A 12,693-nucleotide genomic window follows, 5' to 3' on the forward strand; every position below is an offset into this window, starting at 1 on the left:
TGTGGCATGGATGTTGAGATGAGGCATGTCGCGTCTCCACCGAGGAGAAACGGCCATGATCAATCGACAGGAACCAGTCCATGCAAAACTCAACCCGCGCCCTATCCTTTTCCGTTGCCATGAGCATTCCGCTGGCCGCGGTCGGAGAGGGTTTCTTCGAGGATGCCAGCTTTAAGGTGCTCAACCGAAATTTCTACATGACCCAGGATTATCGCAACGGTGACGGCATTACCAACCCGCAGAATGGTGAGAACAAGAGCCGCAATTCCGAGTGGGCGCATGGTGTGATTGCCACCTTCCAGTCCGGCTTCACGCCGGGGGTGGTCGGTTTCGGGTTGGATGTCCGCGGCTTGTATGGGGTCAAATTGGACGGCGGCAACGGTCTGGTTGGTAATGGTACGTGCTGCAGTGGTCTCATTCCTCGGCGTGGCTATAACTATGATGGAAAGCCCAAGGATGAGTTTGGCAAGATCGACGTCGCGCTGAAGATGCGCCTGTTCGAGAATACTGAACTGCGTTATGGCGACCACCATATAAAGAGTCCTGTACTGTATTCGAGCGACACCCGTCTACTGCCGCAGAGCTTTCGCGGCACGCTTTTCAACAATACTTCGATCAGGGGATTGACCCTGCAGGGTGGCAAGCTGGAGTCCTCCAGCGAACGTGCCGCCACTGCCCACAATGGTGATCTGGGTACCGCTTACGGCGGGCGCTTCAAGGAGTCCGACGATTTTGTCTACGTGGGTGCCGATTATCGTTTCAACGACCGGCTCGCCGTCAAACTGCACCATGGCAAGCTTGATGACATTTGGAATCAGACGGCCCTGTATGTCGACTGGACGCAACCCTTAGCCGAGAGCCTGAGCCTTAACGCAGGGTTCAAATACTTCCGTACCCGCGATACCGGCAAATCGCTGCTGGGCGATATCGACAACGACTCCTGGAGCGCCCATGTCGGCCTGACCGCCGGCGCCCACGCCTTCACCCTGACGCATACTCGGATCGATAAGGACTCGCCATTCGATTATGTGTACAACACCTGGGATTTCTTCCTGAATACCGGCTCGCAAATATCCGACTTCAATAATCCTAACGAGCGCACCTGGATGTTCCGTTATGACTACGATTTTGCCGCTGTTGGCCTTCCCGGTCTGAGCTTCATTACCCGCTACGTGCGGGGTACCGATATCGACGGTCGCCACGTCGGGCCGGGCTATGCTGCCTACCAAGGCATCCGCGACGGTCGCCACTGGGAGCGTGACTTCTGGGTCACTTATGCGGTACAGGAAGGACCGGCGAAGGATCTGAGTTTCACCATCCTGCAAGCCACTCACCGAGTAGGCGGTGGCCACACCGCCGAAGCCAACATCGACGAGCTGCGGCTGATCCTCGAATACCCTCTGAACCTGCTTTGACGAGCAGAGATTCTGTCTGGACGGACCTTGTGCGCCTGCCATTTTCCCCGCAGATCAGCAACTGTTTCCACTTCAACAGCCGATCAGCAGCCTGCCGTCTCCAGATACACTTTGGAATTCAATTTTTATTATTAAGTTATTGATTTTAAACTATTTATACTTGTGGCACGGTTTCTGCGAAAGGTATCCCAGCGAGTGTGTCGTCCAGGCGGCGCGCTTTGACGAATTTGCCCGTAGGTACTTTTCAAGGAGAACCCCATGCCTCGCGAAATCCGCCTCAATGCCTTCGAGATGAACTGCGTCGGCCACCAGTCCCCCGGGTTGTGGGCGCACCCACGCGATCGTGCCTGGCAGTACAAGGACCTGGAATACTGGACCGATCTGGCAAAATTGCTTGAGCGCGGCAAGCTCGACGGAATCTTCATCGCCGATGTGATCGGCATCTACGACGTGCTCAACGGCAACGGCGAGGCGGCGATCCGCCAGTCCACCCAGGTGCCGGTGAACGATCCGCTGGCGCTGATCACGCCGATGGCGCTGGTCACCGAACACCTGGGCTTCGGTCTGACCGCCTCGCTGACCTTTGAGCATCCCTATCCCTTCGCCCGGCGCCTTTCCACCCTGGATCACCTGACCAAGGGGCGTATCGGCTGGAACATCGTCACTTCCTATCTGGACAGCGGCGCGCGCAACCTGGGACAGAAAGCTTTGGGCGGCCACGATGATCGCTACGACTATGCCGACGAATACCTGGAAGTGCTCTACAAGCTGTTCGAGGGCAGCTGGGAGGAGGGCGCGGTACTGCGCGACCGCGAAAAGCGTATTTTCAGCGACCCGAGCAAGATCCACGAGATCAATCATCTTGGTAAACACTTCCAGGTGCCTGGTATCCACCTCTGCGAGCCTTCGCCGCAGCGCACTCCAGTGCTCTATCAGGCCGGCGCTTCCAATCGTGGCAAGCAGTTCGCCGCCGAGCATGCCGAGTGCGTGTTCGTCGCCGCGCCGTCCAAGGTCATTCTCAAAAACGCCGTGGCCGACATCCGCCGCCGCGCCGCCGAAGCCGGTCGCGATCCGTACCAGGTGCGCATCTTCAACCTGCAAACGGTGATCCTCGGCGAGACCGATGCCCAGGCCCAGGCCAAGTGGCAGGACTACAAGTCCTACGTCAGCTACGAGGGCGCGCTGGCGCTGATCTCCGGCTGGACCGGTATCGACTTCGGCCAGTACCGACCCGATCAGGTGCTCAAGCACATTCATACCAACGCCATTCAGTCGGCGGTCGAGGCGTTCTCCACGGCTGATCCGAACAAGCAGTGGACGGTCCGAGAACTGGCCGACTGGGTCGGTATCGGCGGTTTCGGTCCGTTGTTCGTCGGCAGCGCGCAAACTGTGGCCGATCAGTTGCAGGAATGGGTCGAGGAGACCGATGTGGACGGCTTCAACCTGGCCTACGCGGTGACCCACGAAACCTTCGTCGATGTGGTCGAGCTGCTGGTGCCCGAGTTGCAGAAGCGCGGCGCGTTCAAGACCGAATACGCGCCCGGCACCTTGCGCGAGAAGCTGTTCGGCGCCGGCCCGCGGCTGCCGGAGAGCCATCCGGGCGCCGGCTACCGTGACCTCGCCGCCCTCGCGACGCAGCCCAGCAGCAAAGCGGCCATCGCTTGACCCATCCTTGGTTACAGGCGGGCCACGAGGCCTGCGGGGAGAAATGCCATGCGCGTGTATGAATCGGGTCTGGCCAGCGCCGACGCTTTGCCAGTCAATGCCGCCGAGTCGTTGCGGCGCTGGGCCGTCAGCCGCCCGCTCTCGATCGCCTTGTGCCACAAGCGGCGCGGGCGCTGGAAAGCCTGGCGCTGGGCCGAGGTGCCGCCCGAGGTCGCCCGGCTGGAGACCTTGTTGCGGCGCCAGGGATTCGGCTCTGATTCGCGCTTGGCGCTGTGCGGCGCCCTGGAACCAACGCTGATCCTGTTCGCCCTGGCGGCCCTGGCCGCCGGCGGCCAGGTTGTTTCGGCGGCGCGGCAGCTTGCGGGCGAAGAGCTGCGTGTGTGGCTGCTGCGCTACCGGCCGAGCCATGCCTTTTTGCAGAGTCGCGAGGCGGTCTCCCGCTGGCTGGAAGTCGGTGCCGAACAACCGCACGAGTTATTGCTGTTCTCCGCCCGATCGGCACCGCGCCAGCAAGGCAACTGCCGGGTGCTGCCGTTGGCCGGGCCGCCGGCCGTGGCATTGCCCCAGCCCTGGCAAGCATTCGAGGAACAGGACAGCCTGTGGAGCGAGGAGGGTAGCGAGTGGCGCGAAGGCTTGTCGCTGCTGCTTGAACGCTGGTTGGATCGCGGTGAAGGTTTGGCCTTCCCGGAAAACAGCGAGTCGGCGGCGCGCGACCGTCGCGAGGTTTCTCCCGTCACTCTGTTGCTGTCGTCAGCGCGTCAGCAGGCGCTGGCCGAGGAGATCGAGCATCGCCTGGCACCTGCCGATAGCTGGCGTCGCCGACTGTGCGACTGGGCCGCGCGTGATACCCAGCGTGGTATTCGGCGCTGGATTGAAGGGCGGGTGCGCGAGCTGCTCGGCCTGCGTCGTCTGCGCACGATTCTTCCCGGACCCGCGTCGGTGGTGGCGCTGCCACACGCTTACGGCTGGCTTCGCGAGGACCGGGAGCAGGCCGCATGAGCAGTGTTCCGAGTATCGAGGCGATCCTCGAGGTGCGCGATATCTCCCTGTCGTTCAAAGGCGTCAAGGCAATCTCCGGATTGTCGTTTGACGTGCGTCGCGGCGAGATCTGTGCGCTGATCGGCCCCAACGGCGCTGGCAAGAGTTCGCTGCTCAACATCCTCAACGGCGTGTATCGCCCGGATTCCGGAGAGGTGGTGTTCGAGACCGAGCACTTCCGCCGCATTCATCCACTGGAGGCGGCGCGCCGGGGTATCGGGCGTACCTTCCAGAACAATGCGCTGTTCAAGAAGATGGGCGTGCTCGACAACCTCCTCACTGGCCTGTCGCGGCACATGCGCAGCCATTTCTTCGAACAGGCCTTCGGCCTGCCGCGCGCCCGGCGTGAGGCGCAGCAGTTTCGTGAGCAGGCTGAGGGCATTCTCGAATTCCTCGAACTGCAACCCTGGCGCGAAGTGGCGGTGGGCAATCTCGCCTATGGCCTGCAAAAGCGCGTCGAACTGGGCCGCGCGCTGATCGCCGGACCGCGCCTGCTGCTGCTGGACGAGCCGATGGCTGGAATGAACGCCGAGGAAAAGCACGAGATGAGTCGCTTCATCGCCGATGTCAACCGCGACCTAGGAACTACCGTGGTGCTGATCGAGCACGACATCGGCGTGGTTATGGGCCTGTCCGATCATGTGGTCGTGCTCGACTACGGCCGCAAGGTTGGCGACGGCACGCCGGCCGAAGTGCAAGTTAATCCCGAAGTGATCGCCGCTTACCTGGGGACGCGGCATTAGAGGCTTTCTCCCTCTCCCCTGGCCCCTCTCCCACAAGTGGGCGAGGGGAGTATCGGGGCTGTTTTCCTTCTTCCGCAGGTGGACGGGGGAATGGCAGGGCAGTTCTCCCTCTCCCGCTTGCGGGAGAAGGCCGGGGAGAGGGGGTTTTTCGTTTTCCTCCTCCTACAGGTGAGCGCGGAAAATATTCAGGAGTCGAAATGACCTTCTTTCTGGAAACGCTGATCGGCGGCCTGCTCGCCGGAACCCTGTATTCGCTGGTAGCCATCGGCTTCGTGCTGATCTACAAGGCCAGCGGTGTGTTCAACTTCGCCCAGGGCGCCATGCTGCTGTTCGCCGCGCTGACCTTCGTCAGCCTGCAGGAGCAGGGTGTGCCCTTCGTCCTGGCCCTGCTGCTGACCTCGGTGGTGATGGCCATCGGCGCGCTGATCATCGAGCGTGCCGTGCTGCGCCCGCTGGTCAACCGCTCGCAGATCACCCTGTTCATGGCCACCCTCGGCCTGTCCTTCATCATCGAGGGGCTGGCCCAGGGGCTGATGGGCGCCCAGGTGCGTGCGCTGGATCTGGGCATCGACGATGTGCCGCTGTTCTTCGGCGAGATCATGGTCAGCCAGTTCGATCTGGTGGCGGCGGCTACCGCGGCGCTGCTGGTGATCGTGCTGGCGCTGCTGTTCAACCACACGCGGATCGGCGTGTCGCTGCGCGCGGTAGCCGACGATACCCGTGCGGCCTTGTCCATCGGCATCAACCTGAACCGCATCTGGCAGATCGTCTGGGCGGTGGCCGGGGTGGTCGGGCTGGTCGCCGGGCTCCTGTGGGGCGCGCGCCAGGGAGTGCAGTTTTCCCTCTCGCTGGTGGTGCTCAAGGCGCTGCCGGTGCTGATCATCGGCGGCTTCACCTCCATCGGCGGGGCTATCGTCGGCGGGTTGATCGTCGGTGCGGCGGAAAATCTCGCCGAGGCTTACATCGGTCCGCTGATCGGCGGCGGCATCACGCCCTGGTTCGCCTACTTCCTCGCCCTGATCTTCCTCTACATCCGTCCCGCCGGTCTGTTCGGCGAGCGCACCATCGAACGAGTGTGACCTCATGACTGCAACCTCTCACCCTCTGTCCGCCGCTGTCGACAACGCCCCCGTGGAGTTGGTCGCCCGGCATCTGCCATGGCCTTTGCTGGTGCTGCTGGCGACTGCCTTCGGTGTGCTGCCCTGGCTGGGCAATGACTACTGGCTCAATGCCATTCTGATCCCGTTCCTAGTGCTGTCGCTGGCCGGGCTCGGCCTCAATCTGCTGACCGGTTATACCGGACAGACTTCGGTGGGTGCCGCCGGCTTCATGGCGGTGGGTGCCTTCGCCACCTACAGCCTGCTGTTGCGCGTACCGGGGCTGCCATTGCCACTGGCGTTGCTCGGCGGCGGGCTGATCGCTGCGGCGGTCGGTTTCCTGTTCGGCATTCCGAGTTCGCGAATCAAGGGCTTCTACCTGATGGTCACCACCCTGGCCGCGCAGTTCTTCCTCGAATGGGTATTCACCAAGTTCCCCTGGTTCTACAACTACAGCTCCTCCGGCACCATCAGTGCGCCGCGCCTGGAGCTGTTCGGCTACAGCCTGGCCTCGCCGGTGGGGCGTTACCTGCTGGTGTTGAGCACGGTGGTGCTGCTGACCTGGGTGGCGGTCAACCTGGTGCGTAGCCAGGTCGGCCGTAACTGGATGGCGATCCGCGACATGGATACCGCCGCGGCGGTGATCGGCATCCCGGTGGACCGTTACAAGCGCCTGGCCTTCGCCGTCAGTTCCTTCTACCTGGGCGTGGCCGGCGCGCTCTGGGCCTTCGCCTACCTGGGCACCGCCAGCGCCGGGAGCTTCGATATCAACCGTTCGTTCCAGATCCTCTTCATCATCATTATCGGCGGCATGGGCAGCATCGCCGGTAACTTCGTCGGCGCCGCCTTCATCAGCCTGTTGCCGATCTTTCTCAATCAGGCCGGCCAGTGGTTGTTCGGCGGCCACGTCGATGCCGGGCAATTGCAGAACCTGCAAAAAATCATCTTCGGCGCATTGATCATCACCTTCCTGATCAAGGAGCCGGAGGGATTGATCCGCCTGCTCGATAATCTGCGCGAACGCTTGCGGGTCTGGCCGCTGCGTTTCTGATCGCTTTCGACCACCTGACCCGACCTCGGGAGGGATGAATCCATACCCAACCAGCAGAAGTGAAAGACATGCGTAAAACCTTGCAGTATTCCCTGGTCGCCAGCCTTGTCCTGGGCCTTCAGGCCAGCCCGCCGGAGGCGTGGGCGGCCGACGACGCGCAATTCATTCCGATGGCCACCTACCGGGTCGGTGCCTATGCCTCCAGCGGCATCCCCTGGTGGGCCGGCGAAATCGACTACTTCCGCTACATCAACGAGGTGGAAGGCGGCGTCAACGGCGTCAAGCTGGTCTGGCAGGAGTGCGAGACGGAGTGGAACGTCGACCGCATCGTCGAGTGCTACGAACGCCTGAAGACTGGCCAGGATGGCGCGCCGACCGCCTTCTTCTTCACCCATAGCACGCCGGGCTCCTATGCGCTGATGGAGAAGGGCGCCGCCGACAGAATTCCACTGATCGATGGCGGCGGCGGACGCACCGAGTCCACCGACGGCAGCGTGTTCCCCTACGCCTTCCCGATCCTGATGAACTACTACAGCCAGGCGTCGGTGGGCATCAACTACATCGCCGGGCGCGAGGGCGGGCTGGACAAGCTCAAGGGCAAGAAGATCGTCACCGTCTACCACGATTCCGCCTACGGTCGCGAAACCCAGGCGCCGATGAAGCTGCTGGCGGAGAAGTATGGCTTCGAGAACATCCAGATACCGGTGGCCGACCCCGGTAACGAGCAATCCGCGCAATGGCGCCAGGTGCGCCAGATCAAGCCGGACTGGGTGTTCCTGCGCACCTGGGGCGTGTCCACCCCGGTGGCGATCAAGACCGCGGCGCGCTTCGGCATCTCGGTCGAGCGCATCGTCGGCGATGTCTGGGCCGGTTCCGAAGCCGACGTGATCCCGGCCGGTAGCGCGGCCAAGGGCTACCAGGCGCTGGCGCCGTTCCCCGGTGGAACGGCGTTCGAGATCCATCAGCGCTTGAAGCAGTACATCATCGACCAAGGCAAGAGCGACCTGAAAGACACGCGGTATTTCGGCGAGGTCTACTACAACATCGGCCTGATCAATGCGGCCATCGCCGTGGAGGCGTTGCGCACTGGGCAGAAGAAATTCGGCAACCGTCCATTGAATGGCGAGGAGGGCCGCTGGGCCTTCGAGCACCTGGACATCGACGCTGCCCGCCTCAAGGCCATCGGCTTCGAGGGTCTGCTGGCGCCGCTGAAACTTTCCTGTTCCGACCACGAAGGCGGTGGAGCCGCCCGCGTACAGCAATGGGACGGCCAGCAATGGGTACTGGTGACCGACTGGATTCGCGCCGACCACCAACTCCTGCGCCCGCTGATCGAAGCCAAGTCCGCCGCCTACGCCAAGGAAAAGGGCATCACCCCGCGCAACTGCGCCGCCGAGCGCTGAGCCGAGGCAACTATTTACCCGGCATCTGGAACAACGCCGGTGCGAGGCGGCAATAGCGCCGGTCTTTCGATTCATACGAGCGAGTAACGACATGCATGCAACCTTGAAACGCACCTTCGTCGGCGCATTCCTCGCGCTGAGCATTTGCAATACCTTGCCCGCCCAGGCGGCAACCGACGAACAGTTCTTTCCGCTGGCCACCTACCGGGTCGGCGCCTATGCCTCCAGCGGTATCCCGGTGTGGGCCGGGATGATCGATTACCTGCGCTATATCAACGAGGTGGAAGGCGGCATCAACGGCGTCAAACTGGTATGGCAGGAGTGCGAGACCGAGTGGACGGCGGAGAAGGGCATCGAGTGCTACGAGCGCTTCAAGAACGGCCTGAACGGCGCGCCGGTGGCGGTTTACCAACCCAACGGTGCCCCGGCCGCCTATGCCCTGGCAGACAAGGCCGCCGCCGACAGGATTTCGCTGATCACCCTCGGCTACGGTCGCACCGAGGCTACTGATGGGAGCGTGTTCCCCTATAACTTCCCGGTGATGCTGACCTTCTACAGCGAGGCTTCGGCCTTCATCAATTATGTCGCCGAACGCGAGGGCGGGCTGGATAAGCTCAAGGGCAAGAAAATCGCCACCGTTTACCACGACTCCGCCTATGGCCGGGAAACCCAGGGTCCGCTGAAGCTGCTGGCGGAAAAGTACGGTTTCGAGAACATCCAGATACCGGTGGCCGACCCGGGCAACGAGCAGTCGGCGCAGTGGCGCCAGGTACGCCAGCTCAAGCCGGACTGGGTATTCCTGCGCACCTGGGGCGTGTCCACCCCGGTGGCGATCAAGACCGCAGCGCGCTTCGGCTTTCCGGTCGAGCGCATCGTCGGCGATATCTGGGCCAGTTCCGACGAGGACGTGCTACCCGCTGGCTCGGCCGGCAAGGGTTATCTAGCGCTCACGCCCTATCCGGGTGGCGCCGGCTTCGAGATCCACAAGCGCATCAAGGAACATATCCTCGATAAGGGCAAGAGCGATCTGAAGGACCCGAAAAGTTTCGGCAGCGTCTATTACAACTCCGGTCTGGTGAACGCCGCCATTGCTGTGGAGGCGATCCGCGCCGGGCAGGAAAAATTCGGCAAGCGTCCGCTGGAGGGTGACGAAGGCCGCTGGGGGCTGGAGCACCTGAACATCGACGCTGCCCGCCTCGAGACAATCGGTTTTCTCGGCCTGATGCAACCACTCAAGCTGTCCTGCAACGACCATGAGGGCGGTGGCGCGGCTAAGGTGCAACAGTGGGACGGTGGCCAGTGGAAGCTGATCACCGACTGGGTACAGGCCGACCGCCAGACCCTGCGCCCTCTGATCGAGGCCAAGTCGGCGGAATACGCTAGGGAGAAAAGCGTGACCCCGCGTGATTGCGGCGCAGAGAGCTGAGGCGCTGCGCCTGGCCTGATCTATTCACTCACTAGCGGGCGGGTAACGGCACAGCCTGGCCCGCCTTGACCGACAGGAATCCATTGATGAACAGCCAGACCCATTGCGCCGCCGCTCCCGTCGAGCTGCTGGCCGTGCAGGACATCGAAGTGATCTACGACGGCGCGATCCTCGCCGTGGCCGGCGTCTCGCTGCGCGTCGGGCAGGGCGGCATTGTCGCCTTGCTGGGCGCCAACGGCGCCGGCAAGAGCACCACCCTCAAGGCCATCTCCGGCCTGGTCCGGGCCGACCGCGCCCAGGTTAGCCGTGGCGCCATCCGCTTTCTCGGCGTGGATACCGCCGGGGTGGCGCCCAACGAGCTGGCGCGCCGCGGCATCGTCCACGTTCTCGAAGGGCGCCATGTGTTCGCGCACCTGAGCATCGAGGAGAACCTGCGCAGCGGCGGCTTCCTGCGCAATCCGGGCCGCCGCGAACTGGAACGGGACCTGGAGCGCATCTACGCCTGGTTTCCACGTCTGAAGACCAAGCGCAAGACCCAGGCCGGGCTGACCTCCGGGGGCGAGCAGCAGATGCTGGCCATCGGCCGCGCACTGATGACCCGGCCGAAACTGGTGTTGCTCGACGAACCTTCCATGGGCCTGGCGCCGATCCTCGTCGAGGAAATTTTCGAGATCGTCGCCCAGCTCAATGCCCGGGAAGGCGTGAGTTTCCTGGTCGCCGAACAGAATCTCAACGTCGCCCTGCGCCATGCCGGCTACGCCTACATCCTGGAAAACGGTCGGGTGGTGGGCGAGGGCGAGGCGCACGAAGACATTCAACACTTCTATCTGGGGGGGCGCAGTGCCTGATTTCTTCTTGGCGAGTCTGGAATTCGTCTTTCTGCGTCCGCCAGTTATGTGGCGTTCGCTGGATGTACGGCTGCTCTGCCTCATCACTGTCCGCTGGCGGGCAACGAATCCACAGACTGTCCGTCGAGCGACTTTCAGGGGTAAATCGATATCCTGCTCAACTATATGATTTTAAATGGTTTAATAAGTTGGCATGGGTGCTGCTGTAAGCCTGGCAAGCCTGTTCGGCCAAACCTGTCCCGCAAGGAGCCATTGCATGACCCAAAGCACCGTTTCCAACCTGCCTGCGCAGGCGTCGCCAACGCCCCGACGCAAGGCAAAGCTTATCCGCAGTGACGCCGAGGCAATCGAGGTCGCTCAGCAGCTGGCCGAGGACTTCGCCCGCGAAGCTGGCGAGCGCGACCGTGAGCGGCGTCTGCCATGGGAGGAGCTTGAGCGCTTTTCTGAGAGTGGTCTTTGGGGGATTACCGTGCCCAAGGCTTATGGCGGTGCCGGTGTTTCCTGGAGCACCCTGAGCGAGGTGGTCGCTACCATCTCGGCGGCGGATTCCTCCCTCGGCCAGTTGCCGCAGAATCATTTCGGCGTGCTCAACAACCTGTTGCTGACCGGCAACGAAGAGCAGAAGGGGCGCTACTTCGCCAAGGTGCTGGAAGGCTATCGCTTTGGCAATGCCTTCTCCGAGGCCAGGAGCAAGACCGTCACCGCCTTCGAAACCAGGGTTCGCTTCGAGGGCGACACGGTGGTCGTCCATGGCGAGAAGTTCTACTGCACCGGTGCGTTGTTCGCCCATATCGTGCCGGTGGTGGGAGTGGATGGGGAGAATCGCCCGTTCATCGCCTTCCTGCCGCGCGATGCCCAGGGGCTGACGGTCATCGACGACTGGGACGGTTTCGGCCAGCGCACCACCGCCAGCGGCAAGGTACTGATCGAGAACGTGCGGGTTCCTGCCAGTGAGGTAATCCCGGCCTGGAGAGCCTATGACCAGCCGACCGCCGACGGCCCGGTTTCGCAGATCATCCAGGCCGCCGTGGATACTGGCATCGCTCGCGGCGCTTTCGCCGAGACCCTGCGTGTCGCGCGCGAAGCCCGGCCCTGGGTCGATAGCGGTCTGGAGCACGGCTGGCAGGATCCGCTGAGCCAGGCGGCCATCGGCGAATTGGCGTGGCGCCTGCGCGCGGCCGAGGCAATCCTTGAAAAATCCGCCCAGGCAGTGGAGCGCGCCTTGGCTGAACCGAGCGAGGAAAGTGTGGCCGAGGCTTCGGTGATCGTCGGCCAGGCCAAGGTTCTGTCCACCGAGATCGCTTTGCTGGCGTCAAGCAAGCTGTTCGAACTGGGTGGAACGCGCTCGGTGTCCTCGCGTCAGGATCTGGATCGTTACTGGCGCAATGCACGCACTCATACCCTGCACGATCCGGTGCGCTGGAAATATCACCTGATCGGCAACCATGTGCTCAATGGCGTCAAGCCGGCACGTCATTCCTGGAATTGAAGGAGCTCCCAGCCATGCCCCATACGCATTCCCACAGCCAGCCGGATCTGGCCTATGCCCGCAATACCCTGACCGCCCTGGTCGAATATTTGCGCACACAACCGAGCAGAAACGATGCCTTGGTGATTGCCAGTATCGGTGAGCTGCAGGTTCGCATTAACGCCGCTGAATCCCTACAGCAACGTGCCGGGACCTCTGCCACGGCTGCCATCGAAGCGCGTTTGGCCGCGGTGGAAGCGGCCAGGCTGGGCTCTGAGCTGCAGCGCAGGTTGACGGGTAACGATCTGCCTCACCAGCCTGCTGGTGAGCCGGAACCGCTGTTGTTCGAACAGCAGCGTAAATTGGGCGATCACTATCTCAATGCGGTCGCTATTTCTTGAAGCGCTGGCCGGCGCGTTGGCATTCAGCTTCAGCAGTCGGCAGCGGCTCGTACCCTATGGATGCCTCGTTTCCTCGTAGTCACCCAACTAGCGGGAGAGGGAAGCGCATGGGTGCCTGCGATATGTGCTTTCCGGCCC

Annotated in this window: 11 protein-coding genes; all 11 read left to right on the top strand. The window is 62.6% G+C overall.

Going from position 1 to position 12,693, the window contains the following annotated elements; translation table 11 throughout:
* The first annotated feature begins 80 nt into the window (after window positions 1-80).
* The 11 genes from FHR87_RS16720 (at window position 81) to FHR87_RS16770 (ending at window position 12,555) form a co-directional block, all read left to right on the top strand.
* Window positions 81-1,415: an OprD family porin gene (locus tag FHR87_RS16720; RefSeq protein WP_183167880.1), complete on the top strand. Its 1,335-nt coding sequence runs from the start codon at window positions 81-83 to the stop codon at window positions 1,413-1,415.
* 258 nt (window positions 1,416-1,673) lie between these two features.
* Window positions 1,674-3,080 (top strand): LLM class flavin-dependent oxidoreductase, encoded by a 1,407-nt coding sequence (locus FHR87_RS16725; protein ID WP_183167881.1) that lies wholly within the window; start codon window positions 1,674-1,676, stop codon window positions 3,078-3,080.
* A 48-nt stretch (window positions 3,081-3,128) separates the two neighbouring features.
* Window positions 3,129-4,079, top strand: coding sequence for a hypothetical protein (locus FHR87_RS16730; protein WP_183167882.1), 951 nt, complete (start codon window positions 3,129-3,131; stop codon window positions 4,077-4,079).
* Window positions 4,076-4,861 (top strand): ABC transporter ATP-binding protein, encoded by a 786-nt coding sequence (locus FHR87_RS16735; RefSeq protein WP_183167883.1) that lies wholly within the window; start codon window positions 4,076-4,078, stop codon window positions 4,859-4,861. The genes FHR87_RS16730 and FHR87_RS16735 overlap by 4 nt, the downstream gene beginning before the upstream one ends.
* Before the next feature lie 197 nt (window positions 4,862-5,058).
* Window positions 5,059-5,940, top strand: coding sequence for a branched-chain amino acid ABC transporter permease (locus tag FHR87_RS16740; protein WP_183167884.1), 882 nt, complete (start codon window positions 5,059-5,061; stop codon window positions 5,938-5,940).
* 4 nt (window positions 5,941-5,944) lie between these two features.
* On the top strand, window positions 5,945-7,009 hold the full coding sequence (locus FHR87_RS16745) for a branched-chain amino acid ABC transporter permease (protein WP_183167885.1): 1,065 nt from the start codon (window positions 5,945-5,947) through the stop codon (window positions 7,007-7,009).
* Between the two features lie 68 nt (window positions 7,010-7,077).
* Window positions 7,078-8,412, top strand: a complete 1,335-nt coding sequence (locus FHR87_RS16750; RefSeq protein ID WP_183167886.1) for an ABC transporter substrate-binding protein — start codon at window positions 7,078-7,080, stop codon at window positions 8,410-8,412.
* A 91-nt stretch (window positions 8,413-8,503) separates the two neighbouring features.
* Window positions 8,504-9,838, top strand: coding sequence for an ABC transporter substrate-binding protein (locus FHR87_RS16755; RefSeq protein ID WP_183167887.1), 1,335 nt, complete (start codon window positions 8,504-8,506; stop codon window positions 9,836-9,838).
* Between the two features lie 86 nt (window positions 9,839-9,924).
* Window positions 9,925-10,686 (top strand): ABC transporter ATP-binding protein, encoded by a 762-nt coding sequence (locus FHR87_RS16760; protein WP_183167888.1) that lies wholly within the window; start codon window positions 9,925-9,927, stop codon window positions 10,684-10,686.
* 256 nt (window positions 10,687-10,942) lie between these two features.
* Window positions 10,943-12,175 (top strand): SfnB family sulfur acquisition oxidoreductase, encoded by a 1,233-nt coding sequence (locus FHR87_RS16765; protein WP_183167889.1) that lies wholly within the window; start codon window positions 10,943-10,945, stop codon window positions 12,173-12,175.
* Between the two features lie 14 nt (window positions 12,176-12,189).
* Window positions 12,190-12,555 carry a hypothetical protein gene (locus tag FHR87_RS16770; protein WP_183167890.1) on the top strand — a complete coding sequence of 122 codons (366 nt, stop codon included), beginning with the start codon at window positions 12,190-12,192 and terminating at the stop codon, window positions 12,553-12,555.
* Window positions 12,556-12,693: the final 138 nt, after the last annotated feature.

Origin of the sequence: Azomonas macrocytogenes (genome assembly GCF_014191985.1) — a bacterium.
GTDB classification, from domain to species: domain Bacteria; phylum Pseudomonadota; class Gammaproteobacteria; order Pseudomonadales; family Pseudomonadaceae; genus Azomonas; species Azomonas macrocytogenes.